The sequence below is a fragment of the Clostridium carboxidivorans P7 genome, assembly GCF_001038625.1.
Taxonomy (GTDB): Bacteria; Bacillota; Clostridia; order Clostridiales; family Clostridiaceae; genus Clostridium_AM; species Clostridium_AM carboxidivorans.
The window spans coordinates 1,235,831-1,257,090 of record NZ_CP011803.1; the positions used below are offsets into that span (position 1 = coordinate 1,235,831).

Here is a 21,260-nt window from a genome sequence, read left to right on the forward strand (position 1 = left end):
GTTGCAACAATAATTATCAAGTAGTATAATAAATTATATAAATATTACAAGTAATTGATAAAAATTACTTGTTAGACGTTACTTAGAATATATGGAAATAGCAAATATGTTAATTAGATGACTTTTAAAGAGGGGGGAATTAAAAGAGTCACCTGAATTTAAGAAGATTTCATTGATATAGTTCATTAAGCAAGGACATACATGAAAATGTTTTAATTTTGGGGAGGTATATTTATGTTTTTTAAAACTACAGAACAGCATGAAAATTTGAGGACAAAAATTAGGGAATTTTCTGAAGGAGAAGTTAAACCTATTGCATTTACACTAGATCAGGAAAATAAATTTCCATCAGAAGTAATTAAAAAGTTAGCTGATATGGGGATGCTTGGAATTCCATATGCAAAACAATATGGTGGAGCAGGTTTAGATGTAATCAGTTATGCCATTGCCGTTGAGGAATTATCAAGAGTAGATGGTGGTACAGGTGTAATTCTTTCTGCACATACATCTTTAGGCACATATCCAATTGCTGCTTATGGAACAGAAGAGCAGAAGCAAAAATATTTGATTCCACTGGCAAAGGGAGAAAAGCTTGGTGCATTTGGACTTACAGAGGAGAATGCTGGCAGTGATGCTGGTGGTACTGAAACTACTGCTGTTTTAGAAGGTGATTATTATATTTTAAATGGAGAAAAGATATTTATCACCAATGGAGGCGAAGCTGACACTTATATAATTTTTGCAATTACTACACCTAATATAGGCACACATGGAATCAGTGCATTTATTGTAGAAAAGGGATGGGAAGGCTTTAGTTTTGGACAACACTATGACAAGATGGGTATTCGTTCTTCTGCAACTGCAGAACTTATTTTCAACAATGTTAAGGTTCCTAAGGAAAACTTATTAGGAAAAGAGGGGGAAGGCTTCAAGATTGCCATGTCAACCTTAGATGGTGGACGTATTGGTATTGCAGCACAAGCTCTTGGTATAGCTCAAGGAGCTTATGAAAATGCATTAGAATATTCAAAAGAAAGAATTCAATTTGGTAAACCTATCTGTAGACAGCAAGCCATTGCTTTTAAGTTAGCAGATATGGCCACAAAGCTCAGATCAGCTAGATTGCTTATTTACAGTGCAGCTGAGCTGAAGGAAAATCATGAGCATTATAATATGGAAGCTGCTATGGCAAAACAGTATGCTTCAGATGTTTGTCTTGAAATTGTAAACGATGCTCTTCAAATATTTGGAGGAAGTGGTTATCTTAAAGGTATGGAAGTTGAACGTGCTTATAGAGATGCTAAGATTTGTACAATATATGAAGGAACTAATGAAATTCAACGTGTAGTTATTGCAGCCAGCATTCTTGGTAAAATACCCAAAAGTGAGCACACAGCTAAAGTCCAACATGAATCTGGTACAGGTTATCGTAAGAAAATTATTTACAAGGATGGGACTGCTGAAGAAAAAGTAAATGCTCTTGTGGAAGCTCTTAAGAAGGATGGTTATGATTTTACAATTGGAATTCCTACAGATACTGCTATTAGTAAAGCAGAAAGAGTGGTTAGTGCAGGTAGAGGTATAGGTGAAAGAGAAAACATGAAACTTATAGAAGAGTTGGCAGTTCAAGCAGGTGCTGCTATAGGTTCCTCACGTCCGGTAGCTGAAACTCTTAAATATGTACCAATGGATCGTTATGTAGGAATGTCTGGTCAAAAATTCAAGGGAAATCTTTATATTGCTTGTGGAATTTCTGGTGCAAGTCAACATCTAAAAGGTATAAAGGATGCTAGTACTATTGTTGCTATAAATATAGATTCTAATGCAAAAATTTTCAAGAATGCAGACTACGGTATTGTTGGAGACTTAGTTGAGATTCTACCTCTTCTTACTGAAGCTTTAGATAATGGAGAAGCAAAGAAGGAAGCTCCACCAATGAAGAAGATGAAGAGAGAGGTTCCAAAGAAAGTTGTTCCAACTTGGAAGCATTATGTATGTAATGGATGCGGTTATGAATATGATCCTGGAATCGGTGATCCAGAAGGAGAAATAGCACCTGGAACCTTATTTGAAAATATACCTGAAGAATGGACTTGTCCTGCTTGCGGTGAAGAAAAAAATGCTTTTATAGAAGTTTAATATAGATGATATGTTTTATTTATTGTTTTATTTTAAAGGAGGATTAATTAATGTATTGTGTTAGAAAAATAACTGAAGATCTTTATTGGGTTGGAGGTAATGATCATCGTCTTGCCCTATTTGAAAATGTTCATCCCATTCCAAGAGGGGTTTCTTATAATTCATATGTACTTTTAGATGAGAAAACAGTACTTTTTGATACAGCTGACTGGTCAATTTGCCGCCAGTTTATTGAAAATATTAAAGGAGTTTTAGGAAATAGAACTTTGGATTATATGGTAATTAATCATATGGAGCCAGATCATGCAGCATGTATTGAAGAGATTGTTCTTCGTTATCCGGATGTAAAAATTATATGTACTGAAAAAGCATTCATGTTCATGCATCAGTTTGATTTCCCTATAGATGACAATGTAATACAAGTTAAAGAAGGAGATACCATGTCCTTTGGAAAACATAATGTTGTATTTGTATCAGCTCCAATGGTACATTGGCCAGAAGTTATGGTAACTTATGATACTACAAATGGTGTGCTATTTTCAGCTGATGCCTTTGGTTCCTTTGGCGCTTTAGATGGTAAATTGTTTAATGATGAAATGAATTTTGACCGTGATTGGATTGATGATGCCAGGAGATATTATACAAACATTGTAGGAAAGTACGGTCCTCAAGTTCAAGCACTTTTGAAAAAAGCCAGCAGCATTGAAATTAAAACTATCTGCCCATTACATGGACCAGTATGGCGTAATGATCTTGGGTACTTTTTAGACAAGTACGATAAATGGAGTCGTTATGAACCAGAAGAAAAGGGTGTAATGATTGTCTATGGAACAATGTATGGAAATACAGAAGCAGCTGCTACAGATTTAGCAACTAGACTAGTAGAAAAAGGAATGACTAATGTAGTTATGTATGATGTTTCAAAAACTCATGTATCTTATTTGATTTCTGAAACCTTTAAATATAGTCATGTAGTACTTGCTTCTGTAACTTATAATTTAAAGATTTATCCACCAATGCTAAACTATATAATGGATATGAAAGCCTTAAATCTTCAAAAACGTACTTTTGCTCTTATAGAAAATGGTACTTGGGCTCCTCAATCTGCTAAATTAATGCGTGAGCTTTTAGATGAAATGAAAGATATGACTATTTTAGATGGTGATATGACAGTGAATTCAGCATTGAAGGAAAAAGATGTAGATTCCATGGATGCTATTGCTGATAGTATTATAGAATCAATGAAGTAAAACTTGTTTCATTATTTTAATTAAAAAGCTGTGAAATTATAGATATAGCCTTATAATTTCACAGTTTTTTATTTTTTAAGATAGCTTAAATTTTTTCCTTATTATCTTATATAAAATTTCTGCTGTACCTTTAACACCAAACAAACTACTGTCAATCATTATATGTTTATGTTCAATATCTTCAAAAGAGTATCCAGCATAATGTCTATAATAATTTTCTCTTGCTTTATCAACCTCTGCAATCATACGAACTGCTTCTCCTGGATCCATTTTTAATATGTTTACACAGTTATTAAAACGAGCTTCCCTAGGAGCATATATGAATACATTTAAGCAGTCTTTATAATCTTTAAGGATGAAATCTGAACACCTGCCAACAATAATACAGGATTCTTTGTCAGCTAAATTTGATATTATCTTTCTTTGAGTATCAAATATCTTATTTTGTTTATCAAGTGAACTATCTCCTAAGGGAAACAGCATATTAAGAAAATTTGAGGTATAGCTTGTTTCTTCATGATCACTAATGGTGGATACTGGCAGATTCAACTTTTGCGAAGTGGTTTCTACTATATCTCTATCATAATATTCTACTCCAAGTATTGTAGAAAGTTCTCTTGCAATTGGTCTTCCCAAACTTCCAAATTGTCTATTGATTGTTACACAATACTTTTGCATATATTATCATCACCTACTATTCTTGCAAGGAATGTTCTCGTACGTTGATTTTTAGGACTTGTAAAAATTTCTTCTGGTTTTCCTTCTTCAACAATATATCCATCCGCCATAAAAATTACTCTATCTGAAACTTCCCTAGCAAATTGCATTTCATGAGTTACTACTATCATAGTCATGCCTTCTTTTGCAAGATCACGCATTACTTCAAGCACATCTCCCACAAGTTCGGGGTCTAATGCAGAGGTAGGCTCATCAAAAAGCAAAGCTCTAGGTTCCATTGCCAGTGCTCTAGCTATGGCAACACGCTGCTGTTGACCACCAGATAATGTAGTAGGCATTACATTTGCTTTTGATGACAAACCGACTTTTTCTAGAAGTTCCATTGCCTTTTTTTCAGCATCATCCTTTGATTTCTTTTTGGTTAAAATTGGTGCAAGTGTTATATTTTTTAGTACAGTTTTCATAGGAAACAAATTGAATCTTTGAAATACCATACCAACTTCTTCTCGATATTTTCGTAAATCATTTTTTTGAGCACAAACATTTTTATCTTCATAATATATAGTTCCACCAGATTGGAGTTCTAATTGATTAATACAACGAAGCAAAGTACTTTTGCCTGAACCAGAAGGTCCAATGATACATATAACTTCACCTTCATTAACATCAACATTAATATCCTTAAGCACTTCCAGATCACCAAAGTTTTTAGACAAATTTTCAATTTTTATCAAACTTTTCATGCTTTAACCCTTCTTTCAATTTGTTTTTGAATAATAATGAGAATTGAGATTATCACCAGATAGAATACTGCACCTGCACTATAAGCTTGTATGGTATCAAAGGTAACTGCAGCATAATTTTGAATTTGTTTTGTTATTTCATTTACTACTATTACAGAAAGTATTGCCGTATCCTTAACTGTAATAATAAATTGGTTGAATAGAGCTGGTAACATTGATTTAAAAGCAGGTGGAATAACTACATGCCATAAAGTTTGAAAAGGTGTTAGACCAAGAGATACTCCTGCTTCTTTTTGACCTAGGTCGATTCCTTCTAAAGAGCCACGCACTATTTCAGCAATAAATGCACCTGAATTTAAAGATATTACTATAATTCCTGCAGCATTGCTCTGAATATCATGTCCAGTAATTTTTGGTATAACAAAGTATACATATAATGCTTGAACTATTAATGGTGTTCCACGAATAATCCATAAATAAATATTGGCAATAACCTTTGTAATTTTATTTTTGCATTGAAGTGCAAAACCAGATAAACATCCTATTAAAAATCCAAAAAAGATTCCGAACATTGAAACTTCTAATGTTATTTTTAGTCCATCTAAAAGCATGGGCATAAGAACTTTTAAAAAACTTAAATCCATAATATCATCCCTTCCTAGCACAAAACTTGCTACAATAGTAGTTATAATCATAGAAAAATAAATAGTGAAAGCTTCCTTTGGTTAATTCATATTCAATCAATGTGCTGCATTTATTGTAACAGTCTGAATAATCAAAGGAAGCTACTTGCATAAAGTTTATTATTTAGCAGCTTTACACCACTTATCTTCAAGTTTTGTTATTGTACCATCGTCATGTAATTTTTTAACTGCTGCATTTAAAATACTCATTAATTGAGGATTGCTTTTAGCAGCTTTAAATGAAACTGCAACTGCATATTGTGATTGATCCTGTGCAAACCATTTTCCAACCATTTGAAGTTTTGTATCCTTTTTAGTTGATATATAGTATGCAGTACCAGGAGCATCATGAATTACAGCATCTACCTTACCATCTTCAAGTGCTTGAAGAGCTGTTGTAATAGAATCATGTATTTGAAGATTATTTTGAGGTACATTAGCAGCAGCTAAATATAAATTACTGGCAGTTCCTTTTTCTACAGCAACCTTATATTTACCACTCTTAATACTGTCAATTCCAGTTATTTCTTTTGGACTAGTATTTTTATTAGTAACTACTGTTAATCCTGCATTATAATAAGTATCAGTGAAATTCATTACTTTTTTTCTTTTGTCTGTTGCACAAAGAGCTGCTACAACAAAATCAAGTTTACCTTCAGCAACGGATGTAGTTAATGGACTATAATCCATAGCTTGTAACTTGTCACCTTCAATTTTAAAGCCTAAGATTTTTTGTAATTCCTTAAGAAAGTCCATATCAAATCCTATTAAAGTTTTTCCATCCTTATCATAATAGGAAAATGGAGCATAAGTACCAGAAGTTCCTATTTTAAAGGTATAATCTTTCAAAGCACCTTGAAGTTTATCGGCGCTAACAGTAGTTGTTGTAGGAGCTGCTTCCTTTTTTGAAGAGCTGTTACCGCATCCAACTAGTGATACAATAAGAGTTAAAATTGTTAATACTGAAAATATTTTTTTTGTTAATAATTTTTTCATGTGTAATCCCCCCAAAAATTTAGTAATCAGTGATTTGTTGTATTCAGAATAGCACCTGATTAACAGATTGTCAATAAATAATATGTTTTTTTACGTTTTTGTTAATGAAATAATGCGTTTTTGCCATTATGTTAATTATCTTATTATTCTTTATTTTCAAGATGTTAAAATGTTTACAATAATTCTTTTGTATATTCAATAAATTTTTTGGCAGCAGGTGAAAGATATTTTAAAGATTTTACTCCAATACCCAAACTCCGAAATGTATATGGCTTAAGTGGCAAGGCAGTAATTAATGCTGACCAATCTTTTACAATTAGATTTGGAAGTATGCTAATACCAAGATGATTTGCAACCATGGAAATAATGGTGTGGTCATCTGTAGATGAAAAGTGTATGCATGGTGTTACCTTTGCTTTTCTTAATGCTAGGTGTATATCATAATCAATTCCTAATCCATGAATTATAAAAGGCTGATTTTGAAAATCAGAAATTTCATAAACCCCTTTTTCAGGAATTGAAAAATCTTTTGGCAAAATTGCCATAAGTGGATCATCTTTTAGGGGTATCCAGTCAAATTCTTGAGAATTTCTCTCACTGCAAAAACCAAAATCTACGGTACTATTTTCAATCCAGGATTCTATTTCGTCAATACCGCCTTCTCTTATATTTATATTAATGCTTGGAAAATCTTTTTGAAATTCATATATGATTTTTGGAAGCCAGTTTATAGCAATACTTGAATATGTACCAATGGTGATAGAACCTGTAACTAAGCCATTTATAGCATTTATGGTTTGCTCCAGATGAGAGTTATTTGCTAAAAGCTGTCTTATAAGAGGGAGAATTGTTTTGCCATTGTCTGTAAGAGATACTCCGCGTCTTGTCCTGACAAACAATGAAAACCCAAATTCGTTTTCTAATCCCTTTATTATGTGGCTAACTCCAGATTGAGTATATCCAAGTTTATTACCACTTATTGTGAAATTGCCACTATCAGCTACATCAGAAAAAAGTTCGTATTTTTTTAAATCCATTTTACATCTCCTCCTTAAGGCTAAGTATCGAATATCTAACTTAGAAATTTAATTTATGTGTGATATAGTGATAAAAATATATGATTAAATATAAATTAAGCTTGAAATTTGGAGGCCTACGGGAATACTGATTTTACACAATGAAAACGTATATATAATTTTTAGGTATGAAAAAATGTAATGTCTAACATACAAAAATGTAATTTTACTATTTTCAGAATATGTATTATTATAGTCAAAACGAATGAATAATACAAATATTGAAAAAAAGTTCATAAAGGATAACTTTGTAAGAAAGGAGAAACAAATTTTAAAACCACTGCAGACTAGGGGGGAGGCAATTATAGTAAATGCAGTTAAAGGAGAGTTTAACCTTACTTAATAAAACTGTTATGATATAAAAATTTAATTCAGAATATTCACATTTATGAATGAAATACTAAAATTAATTATCAAAAGAATTGCTTAAGTGCCCATAATTATATTTTATATGAATTTTTTATGGCAAAAAGGCTTTAACAAATAGTATTAAAACATGTATAGAGTCTTTCATTAATGCAATTGAGAAAGCTTTTTAAATTTAAATTAAGAAAATTTATAGATAAAGGGGAGTATGAATATGAAATTAAAAGATAAGAATTTAACTGAAAAAGATGTAAAGGCATTAGTAAAAAAGTATATGATTGATACGTATGAACGTTATGATTTTGTTTGTGAACGTGCAAAGGGTATGTATCTTTACAATGATAAAGGGGAGGAATATCTTGATTTTTATGGTGGTATTGCTGTAAATAGTGCAGGAAACTGTAATGAAAAAGTTGTTGCTGCTGTGAAAGAACAAGTCGAAGATGTAATTCACACATTCAATTATCCATACACGGTTCCTCAAGCACTTTTAGCAGAAAAAATTTGCAAAACTATTGGCATGGATAAAATATTTTATCAAAATTCAGGAACAGAAGCCAATGAAGCAATGATTAAAATGGCTAGAAAATATGGTGTAGAGAAATATGGTAAAAACAAATACCATATTATAACGGCAAAGAACAGCTTTCATGGAAGAACTTATGGTGCATTAACTGCTACAGGACAACCTGATAATGCTTGTCAAATTGGCCTTAAACCAATGCTCCCAGGATTCTCTTATGCTGATTTTAATGATTTGGAATCCTTTAAAGCATTAGTAACAGAAAATACTATTGCAATTATGATTGAACCAGTCCAAGGAGAAGGTGGAGTTATTCCAGCTACTCAAGAATTTATGGATGGTATTAAAGAACTTTGTGATGAGAAAGGTTTGCTGCTTTTATTAGATGAAGTTCAAACAGGATGGTGTAGAACAGGTAATGTTATGGCATATATGGGTTATGGTGTAAAACCAGACATAGTTTCTATGGCAAAAGCTATGGGTGGAGGAATGCCAATTTCAGCTATTTGTGCAACTAAAGAAGTGGCTAAGGCTTTTACTGTAGGATCTCATGGGACAACTTATGGTGGTAATCCAGTATGTTGTGCAGCTTCACTTGCTCAAATTAATGAATTATTAGATAAACATTTGGCAGAGAATGCTAAAGAAATAGGTAACTATTTCATGGATAAATTAAAGACACTTCCGTATATTAAAGCTGTTCGCGGCAAAGGACTACTTGTAGGTGTTGAATTTGATGAACCTGTAGGTAAAGATGTAAAACATGGATGTTTGGATAGAAAGATGCTGGTTACTTTGATTGGAGATTCTGTAATTCGTATGGTTCCACCACTTATTGCAACTAAAGATCACTGTGATAAAGCATATGAAATTTTAAAAGCATCCGCAGAAGAAGCATATAGAACACTTGAACTTAAAAATGTAGTTTAGAAAAATTATCCAATGAATATGATAATTGTAAGGCTGCTGATAAATGTATTTTTATTAGCAGTTTTTTTATATAATATGTTGACAATGATATGAGCTTGAAATTTACATAGTATATGATTATACATATTGATGAAGTTTAAAGCAGGATGAAATTGATTGCTTCGTTTAACATATTATAAAAAATGATATAAATTATTAATAAATTAATAATATATAAGTGTATTATTTATTAATATTGCAATAATCCTAAAAATAGTATATAATATAATTGTCCTAAGTTAGTATATAGATGGTTAACTTTAAAACTAAACTAATGATAAATTTTAAGGCTGAAGGATTATTAACTTGAAACTTGTAAATTACATAAGTTAAATTGAAGAGTTAACAATCTATATAACTTAGAGGAAACAACTAAAAGATTTAAGTAGGTTATGAAATCAATTTATTCATTTCAGCAGCTATGTCCTTTAAGTTTTCCGCACTGCTTGTCAATTCTTCACTTACTGCTGCAGTTTCATTTATTGATTTATCAACTAAATTGAAATTTGATATGGTTTCTTTCATAGTTTCATAAATGTTATTGTTAAATGTAACAACATTTTTAGTTTCTCCTAGAAGGGTAGTAGTCAATTGACTTATTTCATTAATATCGCTTCCTGAGTCCTTTAACTCAGTAATCATAATCTTTATATTTTCAACAGCGTTATTTATAATAGTGTCGCCATTGTTTACTTTTTCTGAGTTATCAGTCATAAGATAGTCTACTTGAGCAACTCTTTCTTTAACATCTTTAGTGATTAAAGAGGCATCATTCAATGATGTTTTTGTATCTTCAGCAAGTTTTCTAATTTCATCTGCAACAACTGAAAATCCTTTTCCGAATTCACCAGCTCTTGCAGCTTCAATTGATGCATTTAGTGCAAGAAGATTAGTTTGTTCAGATATTTGTTTTATTATAAGAAGTATTTCATCAATTTGTTTAGATTTTTTTTCAAGTATTTTTGTGGCATCAAGGGTATTATCTATGCTGTTTTTTATAGAATTTATGATATTTAGAGTTTCATTTAGATCTTTTTCATTTTTAGTAGATAAGTTGATTAAACTTATAGAATTAGTTTCCGTATTCTTAGCTTTTATAGATATAGATTTATTAGCATCTAAAAGTTGATTAAGTACTTTAGTATTTTCGGAAGAGTCCTTTAACATTTTATCTGTATCCTTAGTAATAGATTGAGTAGTGCTTGATATTTCTTCCATTGTTGCACTTTCTTCTGAAGCTATGGATGCTAAAGCTTCACTTGAATTTAATAAATCTTTGGCAAATTCAGAAGTTTTATTAAATAAATTGCTTATATTCTCATTATTTATTCTAAGTTCATTTTCATTCTGTTCAATAGATTTTAATAATTTAGATGCAAACCATGTAAAAGCAAAAAGCCCAAATGAAACTAGGAATATAGAAGTTATTCTAAGTATTAATTCTCTTAAAAAAAACTCATTAGGTAATGTATATGGATTTAAAGTAAATAGAATAATTTCACAGATAATACTCAATATAATGGAGGCTATATTAATTTTATTATCTAAGAATAGAGAAGTTAGAGTAATCATATAGAAAACAGTTACCCAAAGTTCTCTCGAAGGAATGGTAAAATTCATATAAAAATAGTTTATGTAACAAACAATAACTGTAGTTATCTTCATGTTTTTAAACATTTTGCTATTTAAATTTCCATCTACCACTGTTTGCTTGTACATAATTTTAAAAAAAATCATTTCTAAAATTCCTATTAAAAATAAACCCAGTAAATAAGGCCATTTAACTTTTTCATATAATCCTAATAGCTTCATTACTGAAAACATAGAACCTGCTAGTAATGCGCTTATGGAATATATAATTATTACAAATTTTAATGTTTGTACTTGATATTTAACTATACTGCTTGTATTAGTATTCATATTATAAATCAGCTCCTTAATTTATTGTCATTGAAAACAAAGAAATTTTTGTAATAGATTATTGTAATATTTGAATTATAATATAAATTATACTATAATTTTCATTAAATTCAATAAGATGCTTATTTTTATTGACAAACTAAGTGGAAAAACTTATACTTACAAGGGTACAAAAGTTCAAATAAAATTAAATATGGATTGTTAGGTGAGGCTCCTATATTAGATACATGCTACTGCCCAAAAATATCGAGAGATGCCAATGGGTCAACAGGTATTACCGAATTAAGGTTTTACTTAATGTAGCTGAGTTTAACTCAAAGCTATATAGTGCTAAAGCTCAACGAAGGATGGTTTATAAGAATATTTATTTATTCGTCTTTAGAGTTTTTTTTGGGAGCCTTTTTTAGGGCTCTTTTATTTTTATATAGGAATTTTCAGTTTCTCTACAAAAATTATGGCATGAAGTATTTAATTAAATTTCACATAGACTTGATTACATAATATGAAAGGTGGCGGTAATTATAATGAGTACTGAGGATGGTGATAATTATTGATTAGCGAGTAAAAATTAGGGAGAGTGATTAGAATGAAATTAGAAAAGACAGTTGTAAATAGAAAACTTGGAGTACTTGATATAATTATATTTTTAGTTATTGTATCAATATTATATTTGGCAATTGCTCCAGGTATAAAAGGAAATGTAAATACTAGTGGGATACAAGTTTCAACAGATATAAGGAATCTTCCAATATATGTTTTGAAATCAGTTGGCAGAATGACAGCAGCGTATATTTTATCATTGATATTTACACTTATATATGGATACATAGCTGCACATAATGAAAAGGCAGAGAAGGTAATGATGCCAATATTAGATATTCTTCAATCTATACCCGTATTATCATTTTTGCCAGCAGTAGTTTTGGGACTAATAGCGTTATTCCCTAGTCATAATATAGGTTTGGAATTATCTTCTATTATATTGATATTCACTGGACAAGCATGGAATATGACCTTTAGTTTTTATCATTCTATAAAAATATTGCCTAAAGATTTAGAAGAAGCTTCAGGAGTATTTGGATTAAATAAATGGCAGAAATTTAAAAGGCTAGAAGTACCCTTTGCTGTTATCGGATTAGTTTGGAATAGTATGATGTCTTGGTCAGGTGGATGGTTCTTTCTTATGGCTTGCGAAATGTTTACATTAAAAGGTAAGGACTTTAGGCTTGAGGGGATAGGATCTTTTTTGCAAACTGCTGCAAGTCAAGGAGATAAGAAAGCATTAGCTTGTGGTATAGCTGCATTAATATTTGTTATTGTGCTCTTAGATCAATTAGTTTGGAAGCCAGTAACTGTTTGGGCAGATAAGTTTAAGATGGAGCTTACTGAATCTGGTGAAGCACCTCATTCATTTGTACTTACACTTTTGAGAAGATCGGTGATTGTTGACTTTTTAGTTAAAAAAATATATGAACCTATTGCAGAAAATTTAAATGAGGCTATAGATAGATTTGTTGTGAAACTTGCCAGTAAAGAAAAAACTAAAGAAAAAGGAATAGGAATAGGTTTTATAGTTAGATGGATAGTAAGAATATTAATTTATGGAGTGCTTTTATATTCAGGCTTTAATGCATTTAAATTATTAATGCAGCTTTCAAAAAATGAATGGGGAAGAATACTTCCATCTGTAGGTTACTCATTTTTAAGAGTCGCTGCAGCTCAAGTTATAGCATTAATATGGACAGTACCTGTAGGAGTAGCTATAGGTATGAATAAAAAAGTAGCAAATGTTTTACAACCAATTATTCAGGTTGTAGCATCAATACCAGCAACTGCACTTTTTCCTGTGATTTTGATATATTTTATGAATAAGCTTGGTGGACTCAATATTGCATCAGTGATTTTAATGTTAATGGGAACTCAGTGGTACATATTATTTAATGTAATTGCAGGAGCAATGGCTATTCCTGAGGATTTAAAAGCTGCAGCTAAAACTTTTGGTATTAATGGATGGAAAAGGTGGAAAGTTCTTATACTTCCTTCTATATTTCCTTATCTTTTAACAGGAATGGTAACAGCTACAGGTGGATGTTGGAATGCAAGCATTGTATCTGAATATGTTAATTTTGGTGGAAGAACCGTGTCTACTGTAGGACTTGGAGCTCTTATATCAGAGGCTACAGAAAAAGGAAATTATCCTTTGTTACTTATAGCTACAATCATCATGTGTGTTGTAGTAGTTGGTGTCAATAAGACACTATGGAAGAGATTATACGTATTATCAGAAGAAAAATTTAAAATAGAATTATAAAGGGGTGGGAATATGAAAAATGTAAAAGAATTTATAAAGGTTAAAGGAATTACAAAATATTTTGGTGGCTCAGATAAGCCTACTTTAGAAGATATAAATTTAACTATAAATGAAGGTGAATTCATAGCTATATTAGGGCCTTCTGGATCAGGCAAATCAACACTACTTAGAACTATAACAGGATTAGTAAAGCCAGATTGTGGTGAAGTGATTTTTGATGGTAAGAAGGTAACTGGAGTAAATCCTTATGCTTCTATAGTTTTTCAAACCTTTGCACTTTATCCATGGCTTACTGTTAGTGAAAATGTAGAGCTAGGTCTTAAGGCTAAGGGATTTCCAAAAGATTATACAAAAAGAAAAGCTGAAGAACTTATAAGTCTTATAGGTCTTGATGGATTTGAGGAGGCGTATCCAAAGGAGCTTTCAGGAGGAATGAGGCAAAGGGTGGGGTTTGCTAGGGCATTAGCAGTAGAACCAAGGCTTTTATGCTTGGATGAACCTTTTTCAGCATTAGACTTTTTAACTGCTGAAAATTTAAGAACGGAGTTAGTTGAATTGTGGCAGGAAAAAAGGATGCCTATAAAAAGTATAATAATGATTACTCATGGTATTGAAGAGGCAGTACTTATGGCAGACAAAATTGTAATGCTCAGCAGAAATCCTGCACATGTGGTTGCTGAGATTAAAGTAGATCTTCCTCATCCAAGAAACAGAAAATCACCTGAATTTGAAAAAATAGTTGATAGTGTTTATAAGTTATTAATTCAAGGTAAAACTGCTAATAATGAAGAAAATAAATTAAGCAAAAGTGTAAATTTAGGTAAAGAAAAGGGAGAAGGTGGAGAAAAGCCTATTCAAATTCCTGATGCTCATGTTGGTGTGATGTCTGGTCTACTTGAACTTATAGATGATAACGGTGGTAAGATGGATATATATCAGCTAGGAGGAAATTTAATGATGGAAATAGATGATCTTCTTCCTAATATAGAGGGCATATCTATGCTTAATTTTGCGGAGGTAAAAGAAGGAGATATTTTTATAACTGAACTTGGTAAAAAATTTGTGGAGTTAGATAAAGATGAAAGCAAAGAACTATTTAAAAAACAGCTAGAGGGTATATCTACATTTCAATTAATAATGAATGTATTAAATAATAAAAAAAATCACACAATGAAGGAAGAATTTTTTAAGGAGTTATTGAAGCAGCATTTTCCACATCATGAAATTGAAGGAATGATGGATATTATAATTGATTGGGGTAGATATGCTGAATTGTTTACTTATGATCATGATTCAGAAGAGCTCTATTTGGATTTAGAGGAAAAACAAGTAATTTAAATATTTTTGAAGGGTCAATGACAAAATGGTATAATTATCTAGATAGCAGTGTAAATTTTGTATTTTACAGGATATGATGGGATATTAGTGAATTGGAGGAACTAAAATGAAAAATTTTGTAACAACTTATTGGTTAAAGAAACATATTGAAGATGCCAATTTAATAATTGTAGATTGTAGAGGAGATTTACTTGATGAAAATTATGGCAGAAGGGTTTATGAACAAGGACATTTAAAAGGAGCCAAGTTTATAAATTTGAGTAAGCAATTATCCTCTGCAGCTGGTGAACATGGTGGAAGAAATCCGCTGCCTGAAATTGATGATTTTAAAAACACAATTGAAGGCTTGGGGATAAATAATGATACTGTAGTAGTAGCTTATGATGAATATAAAATTGCAGGTGCTGCAAGATTTTGCTGGATGCTAAGACATATAGGACATCAATGTAATTATGTTTTAGATGGTGGAATAGATAAATGGATAAGTGATGAAAATGATATTTCAACGGATGAGTTAGAAGTATCAAAAAAAGGTGATTTTAAAATAAGTATAAATGAAAATTTAAAAACAAATATGAAACATATAAATGAAGTAAAATTAAATCCTGAAACTTTGGTAATAGATTCAAGAACGGAAATAAGATATAGTGGAAAAAATGAGCCAATAGATAAAATAGCAGGACATATAAAAGGCGCTCTAAATTACTATTGGAAAGACAACTTAAATGATGATAATACCATTAAAGATATATCATATTTAAAGGAAAGGTTTAAAAATTCATTTGGCAAAAAAGAAGTTATAGTATATTGTGGTTCTGGCATAGATGCTGCTTTTAATTTTTTGGCATTAGATGAAATTGACGTAAAAGCAAAACTTTATGTTGGAAGCTGGAGTGATTGGATAACTTATAAGAAAAATATTTAGGAGATAAAAAATGAGAAAAAAGTTCTTTATAATATTTTTAATTTTCATTTGTTTAAGTATTATAGGATTCAAATTTTGGGCTCAGAAAAGCGCATTTTATAGTAAAAATACAAAAGAAGTACAAACTAAAAGTACAACTAGTGAAAAAAAACAAGAAACAATTAATGAAAAATTAAAGAAAGAAATTGCAGTAATAAATTCAGATAAAGATAAAAGCGTTATAAAAAATCGGGAAGCTATAGTTGTTGGGGCAAGGAAGGAAGCAGAAAAGAAAGTAAAATATAAAAGTGAATATTATGTAGGTGGATATCCACCAGATAATGAAGGAGTATGTACTGATTTAGTATGGAGAGCTTTTAAGGATGCAGGATACAATTTGAAAGATATGGTAGATGAGGATATAAGAAATCATCCTGGTGACTATAAAAGAATTGAAGGAAAACCAGACCCTAATATAGATTTTAGAAGAGTACCTAATCTTTATGTTTATTTTAAAAAATATGCAACAAGTATTACCACTGAGTTGAAACCTAACGATATAAAGAATTTAAAGGAATGGCAGCCAGGAGATATCATAACTTTTGATCACAGTGAACACATAGCTATAGTTTCTGATAAAAGAAGGACGGATGGTGTTCCCTATATAATACATAATGCACCACCTTATGCTAGAGAAGGTGATGAAATTATGTATTGGATGCCAAGAATAACAGGTCATTTTAGGTTTCCTAAATAAGGACAACCTTTGGGGATACACCTAGTATCTCCAAAGGTTATTACAGAAACCATAAAGCTTTGTTATTGATTATGTAATTTGAATATTAAAAATATAAAGAATATATTGACAAACACTATACATCACATTATAATATTATCAAGATAACTAATTAGTTACTAAAAAATATTAACCAAAATGTACTTTTAGTTTTTACAAGTAGGTATTTTAAAACTGAAAGTAAATAAAAATGAAAAGGGGTGAGTCCACCAAAACAGTAGGTTAACCAAATGTGTGATTAAATTAATTTTTAAGTCAAGATCTCAAGTTAAATCTATTTTTAAAAAATTCTAACTCGATATTTTAGTTCTTAGTTTAATTAAACTTATGTGTCTTTTGTTTATTTAGAAATTTAATAGTTAAGTATGGATTCTAGTTCAATGAGTTTAGTCTTAAGAATTTAGGTTAGAAAGAAAATTAAAATAGTCAGTAAGCTTTAAATTTAAGTTAATGAGAGTTAAGTGTAAATGTATTATAAAAATTTTTCTTACTATAGTGAGGATTGAGTTACAAAGTTAATTAGTCAAATTAAATTGAAAAATTTAGATGTCACGTTTAGGAAAATGTTTAAGGTGAGTATTATTTGAAAAATGAGTTGGTAAAAGGATAGAAACCAGAATACCTAATTTATATTATAGGTAATCTGGTTTCTGTTTTGTTATTTTAACTTTTAAAATGCTTTGCTTATATTAAGTACAAATTTTGTATATGCGAAAATTGAGTAACTACTTATTATTTGTTTTGTGATTATTATTTTTGCCAGTAGCATTGTTATCAGTATTTAAGGAATGTATACTAGTGCTATTTCCCATATTTTCTATAGCTTTGTTCATTTTTACATTTTTATCTTTTTTATTTCTATTCATAAATTTATACTCCTTTCAATAATAAAAGTTATTAATGTATATTCATTATACACTATAGGATTTACATATTAGCTATGAATATGTATGTTAGAAGAAATTACATATAATCCAAAATTATGTGTTGACTCTCCCGTTACAGGAGAATATATACTTATTAAATGAATGGAAAATAACTAGTAATTATGCTAGTTATTTTCTTTCAAATGCCCAAAAGATACATTAAGAAAGAAGGATTATTTTATGCATATTCATTTAAAAGGACTTAGACAAAATAATTTAAAAAATATATCTATAAGTATTCCTAAGGAAAGGATTGTGGTATTTACAGGTGTTTCGGGATCAGGAAAATCAAGCATTGTATTTGACACAATTGCAGCAGAATCTCAAAGACAGATGAATGAAACTTATCCAGCATTTATAAGAGGTAGACTTCCTAAGTATGAAAAACCTCATGCAGATTATATAGATAACCTTACAGCATCAGTTATTGTAGATCAAACAAGGCTTGGGGGAAATGCACGTTCAACAGTTGGAACGATTTCAGATTTATATGCAAGCTTACGACTGCTTTTTTCAAGAATAGGAATACCAAAGGTTGGAACTGCATCATATTTTTCTTTTAATGATCCCAAGGGTATGTGTAAAAAGTGTGCGGGAATTGGTAAAGTTACTGTAATTGATATGGAAGCCATGCTAGATAAGAGCAAGTCATGGATAGAGGGCTGTGTAAAGGATTCTTTGTATGCACCTGGAAGCTGGTATTGGAAGAAGTACAAAGAGTCAGGAATATTTGATATGAAAAAGCCTCTTAATGAATTTTCAAAGGAGGAATATAATCTTCTAATGTATGGTTCAAGAGATGGAAAGAGTGAACAGGAATATCCTCAAATTGAGGGATTATATAATCATTATACTCGTTTATATTTAAAAAGAGATACCAGCAATATGAGTAAACATACAAAAAAGAAGTCAGAAAACCTTATAAAAGAAGAACTATGTCCAGTCTGTAGGGGAAAACGACTTAATGAAGAAGTGTTAAATTGTAAAATAAAAGGATATTCCATTGCAGATATGTGTGAAATGGAATTTATAGAACTTTTAAGAGTACTTAAAACTGTTGATGATAAAAGAACGGCTACAATAGTACAATCTATATGTAGTGGTTTGAAAAGAATGATAGATATAGGATTACCTTATCTTCATTTAAATAGAGAATCTTCTACCTTATCAGGGGGTGAAGCTCAACGTGTTAAGTTAGTTAGATATATGGGAAGTAGTCTTACAGGAATGACATATATATTTGATGAACCAAGTACAGGACTTCATCCAAGGGATGTAAATAGAATGAATCAGCTGCTAATAAAATTGAGAGATAAGGGAAACACAGTGCTTGTAGTGGAACATGACAAAGATGTAATTTCTATTGGAGATGAAATAATTGATGTAGGTCCATGTGCGGGAAAAGAAGGTGGAAATATTGTATTTCAAGGAAGTTATAAAGAATTATTGCAGGCAGATACGTTGACTTCAAAAGCCATGAAAATAAATGTACCCCTTAAGGAAAAAGTTAGGAAGGTGCAGGGATATTTTCCTATTGAAAATGCAAAATTGCACAATCTTAAAAATATAAATGTTAATATTCCAAAGAATGTAATGACTGTGGTAACAGGTGTGGCAGGTTCTGGAAAAAGCACTTTAATATCTCAAGTATTTGCTGAAATATATAAGGAAGATGTGATAAAAGTAGATCAAGGACCAATAACAGCTACAAACCGTTCTACGCCAGCTACATTTTTAGGTTTTTTTGATGAAATTCGAAAGCTATTTGCAAGTGAAAATGAAGTAGATGAAGGGTTATTTAGTTTCAATTCAAAGGGTGCATGTCCAGTTTGCAAAGGGAAAGGTGTTATTGTAACTGAGTTAGTATTTATGGATCCTGTTATAACAGAATGTGAAGCATGCAGTGGGAGCAGATATGGTGAGAAAGCTTTATCTTACAGATACAAGGAAAAGAATATAGTAGAGGTACTATCTATGACAGTGGAGGAAGCACTAATATTTTTTGAAGATAAAAAGATAAGAAAGACTTTACAGGCAATGAAAGAAGTAGGATTATCATATATGACATTAGGGCAGCCACTTCAAACATTATCTGGTGGTGAAAGGCAGCGCATGAAGCTGGCAAAATATATAAACAAGAAAGGGAACATTTATATACTAGATGAACCAACTACAGGTTTGCACATTTCGGACATTAATAAACTGCTGCAGCTTTTTGAAAAAATGGTTGATAGGGAAAATACAGTTATTATCATTGAACATAATATTGAAGTTATGAAACAAGCTGATTGGATTATTGATATAGGACCAGATGGAGGCAAAAATGGTGGTCAGGTAGTATTTGAAGGAACTCCAAAGGAAATGTTAGAGAAAAGTAATACAATTACTGCTAAATGTTTAAGAAAAGAAATAGCTGGTTAAAGAATAAGCAGATTTGAATTTCATTCAAATCTGCTAAGTTTCTTGATAGGTTAATTACTTGTTGTAGTTCCAGTTGATCCTCCACTAGATGTTTTTTGGTCTGTGTTTCCAGTTGATCCTCCAGTTGAGGTTTTTGAACCTGTATTTCCACTTGAATCACCAGTAGATGCCTTTGAATCTGCATTTTTGGTTGTTCCTTCAGTAGATGCCTTTGAATCTGTATTTTTACTTGTCCCTTCTGTAGATGCCTTCGAACCTGTATTTCCACTTGAATCACCAGTAGGTGCCTTTAAATCTGCATTTTTAGTTGATTCATTATTAGCTGCTTTTGAATTTTCAGTTGCTTTTTCATTAGATGTCTTTGAGTTTGCATTCCCAGTTGACTTTCCATTAGATGTTTTTGAACTTGCATTTTTGGTTGATCCTCCAGATGAATTTTTAGCATCGATGGATTGAGAAGGAACTATAGTTTTTTCATTAGAACTTGATGCATTATTAGGTGTTCCTTTAAAGTAAGATTTTGCTAAAACTCCAACAAATACAAGTAAAGCAATAGAAACAACAACTATTATTCCTTTTTTACTTTTACTAGGTTTTTTATTTTTATAAGGTGTTTTTCTATTTCCTCTGTTTAAGTTTCTCTCATCAATTAATGGTCTATCCATAATCATTGTAAAGTCATTTTTTTCATTAGGAGCCATTGGCTCAGTTTTTTTCGACGTATTAGACATTGAATTACTTATATTTTTAGGTATACTAAACAGCGTATACAATAATCCATTTTGCTTTAAAGACTCTATCTGTTTAAAATTTTCAGGTGATCTTAGTATAATAGCTGGCTTATTCATTTTATATTCATTATCGGAATATACTGTAACCGAAAATTTATCATCCTTACTTAAAAAAGGAATATATATATCCAAAGTGTTATTATTTATTGAAGAATCGAATTTTAAACCCTTTGTTATTTTTGCATTTGTAAATCTCAAATTAGCTTGAGAACTTTGTATATATAGTGTTAAATCATGAATTGTCTTATTTGATACATTACTAACATTAACAATATATGCACAAAGTTTTTTATTACTAATTCTTACAGGCATAGAACTTTTTATAGCACACAATATTCTAGGTGCCAAGTTTTTATAATACTCTAACAGTAAACCAGATATAAATGATATTATTATAGTTATAATTGCAGTCTTTATAATGTTTGCCATA

16 protein-coding genes and 1 riboswitch are annotated in these 21,260 nt (G+C 30.8%); of the genes, 8 read left to right on the top strand and 8 right to left on the bottom strand.

Translation table 11 applies throughout. The features are described from left to right. Positions 1-234: 234 nt before the first annotated feature. Both Ccar_RS26275 and Ccar_RS05345 read left to right on the top strand, forming a co-directional pair. Positions 235-2,139 (top strand): acyl-CoA dehydrogenase family protein, encoded by a 1,905-nt coding sequence (locus Ccar_RS26275; RefSeq protein WP_007060756.1) that lies wholly within the window; start codon positions 235-237, stop codon positions 2,137-2,139. A 50-nt stretch (positions 2,140-2,189) separates the two neighbouring features. Further along, positions 2,190-3,389 (top strand): FprA family A-type flavoprotein, encoded by a 1,200-nt coding sequence (locus tag Ccar_RS05345; RefSeq protein ID WP_007060755.1) that lies wholly within the window; start codon positions 2,190-2,192, stop codon positions 3,387-3,389. Between the two features lie 75 nt (positions 3,390-3,464). Here the strand turns inward: Ccar_RS05345 and Ccar_RS05350 are convergent, their stop codons facing one another. From Ccar_RS05350 to Ccar_RS05370, 5 genes are all read right to left on the bottom strand, one after another. Beyond that, positions 3,465-4,067 (bottom strand): cytidylate kinase-like family protein, encoded by a 603-nt coding sequence (locus Ccar_RS05350; RefSeq protein WP_007060754.1) that lies wholly within the window; start codon positions 4,065-4,067, stop codon positions 3,465-3,467. Beyond that, positions 4,049-4,810: an amino acid ABC transporter ATP-binding protein gene (locus tag Ccar_RS05355; protein WP_007060753.1), complete on the bottom strand. Its 762-nt coding sequence runs from the start codon at positions 4,808-4,810 to the stop codon at positions 4,049-4,051. The genes Ccar_RS05350 and Ccar_RS05355 overlap by 19 nt, the downstream gene beginning before the upstream one ends. Continuing rightward, positions 4,807-5,454, bottom strand: coding sequence for an amino acid ABC transporter permease (locus Ccar_RS05360; protein ID WP_035774635.1), 648 nt, complete (start codon positions 5,452-5,454; stop codon positions 4,807-4,809). The genes Ccar_RS05355 and Ccar_RS05360 overlap by 4 nt, the downstream gene beginning before the upstream one ends. A gap of 159 nt (positions 5,455-5,613) precedes the next feature. Further along, positions 5,614-6,489 (bottom strand): substrate-binding periplasmic protein, encoded by an 876-nt coding sequence (locus tag Ccar_RS05365; protein ID WP_048029964.1) that lies wholly within the window; start codon positions 6,487-6,489, stop codon positions 5,614-5,616. Positions 6,490-6,662: 173 nt separating this feature from the next. Continuing rightward, positions 6,663-7,526 (bottom strand): LysR family transcriptional regulator, encoded by an 864-nt coding sequence (locus Ccar_RS05370; RefSeq protein WP_007060750.1) that lies wholly within the window; start codon positions 7,524-7,526, stop codon positions 6,663-6,665. A gap of 619 nt (positions 7,527-8,145) precedes the next feature. On the opposite strand from Ccar_RS05370, the gene Ccar_RS05375 reads away from it, so the two are divergent. Next, positions 8,146-9,384, top strand: a complete 1,239-nt coding sequence (locus tag Ccar_RS05375; protein WP_007060749.1) for an aspartate aminotransferase family protein — start codon at positions 8,146-8,148, stop codon at positions 9,382-9,384. 429 nt (positions 9,385-9,813) lie between these two features. Here the strand turns inward: Ccar_RS05375 and Ccar_RS05380 are convergent, their stop codons facing one another. After that, on the bottom strand, positions 9,814-11,343 hold the full coding sequence (locus Ccar_RS05380; RefSeq protein ID WP_048029965.1) for a methyl-accepting chemotaxis protein: 1,530 nt from the start codon (positions 11,341-11,343) through the stop codon (positions 9,814-9,816). A gap of 190 nt (positions 11,344-11,533) precedes the next feature. Continuing rightward, a riboswitch (M-box (ykoK) riboswitch) is annotated at positions 11,534-11,699 on the top strand. A 230-nt stretch (positions 11,700-11,929) separates the two neighbouring features. On the opposite strand from Ccar_RS05380, the gene Ccar_RS05385 reads away from it, so the two are divergent. The 4 genes from Ccar_RS05385 (at position 11,930) to Ccar_RS05400 (ending at position 16,653) form a co-directional block, all read left to right on the top strand. Continuing rightward, positions 11,930-13,654, top strand: coding sequence for an ABC transporter permease (locus Ccar_RS05385; RefSeq protein ID WP_007060746.1), 1,725 nt, complete (start codon positions 11,930-11,932; stop codon positions 13,652-13,654). A 12-nt stretch (positions 13,655-13,666) separates the two neighbouring features. Continuing rightward, positions 13,667-14,992, top strand: a complete 1,326-nt coding sequence (locus Ccar_RS05390) for an ABC transporter ATP-binding protein (protein ID WP_007060745.1) — start codon at positions 13,667-13,669, stop codon at positions 14,990-14,992. A gap of 106 nt (positions 14,993-15,098) precedes the next feature. Continuing rightward, a complete protein-coding gene (locus Ccar_RS05395; protein ID WP_007060744.1) occupies positions 15,099-15,917 on the top strand; it encodes a sulfurtransferase in 819 nt (272 codons plus the stop codon). Positions 15,918-15,927: 10 nt separating this feature from the next. Beyond that, on the top strand, positions 15,928-16,653 hold the full coding sequence (locus Ccar_RS05400) for a DUF1287 domain-containing protein (RefSeq protein WP_007060743.1): 726 nt from the start codon (positions 15,928-15,930) through the stop codon (positions 16,651-16,653). A gap of 764 nt (positions 16,654-17,417) precedes the next feature. On the opposite strand, the gene Ccar_RS26980 is transcribed toward Ccar_RS05400, so the two are convergent. Further along, complete coding sequence (locus tag Ccar_RS26980) at positions 17,418-17,558, bottom strand: hypothetical protein (protein ID WP_007060742.1); 141 nt, start codon at positions 17,556-17,558, stop codon at positions 17,418-17,420. A gap of 240 nt (positions 17,559-17,798) precedes the next feature. Here Ccar_RS26980 and Ccar_RS05405 point away from each other — a divergent pair, with 240 nt between their 5' ends. Further along, entirely contained in the window at positions 17,799-20,039 is a 2,241-nt protein-coding gene (locus Ccar_RS05405) for an ATP-binding cassette domain-containing protein (protein WP_007060741.1), read from the top strand. Between the two features lie 50 nt (positions 20,040-20,089). On the opposite strand, the gene Ccar_RS05410 is transcribed toward Ccar_RS05405, so the two are convergent. Continuing rightward, positions 20,090-21,259, bottom strand: coding sequence for a hypothetical protein (locus Ccar_RS05410; RefSeq protein ID WP_007060740.1), 1,170 nt, complete (start codon positions 21,257-21,259; stop codon positions 20,090-20,092). Position 21,260: the final 1 nt, after the last annotated feature.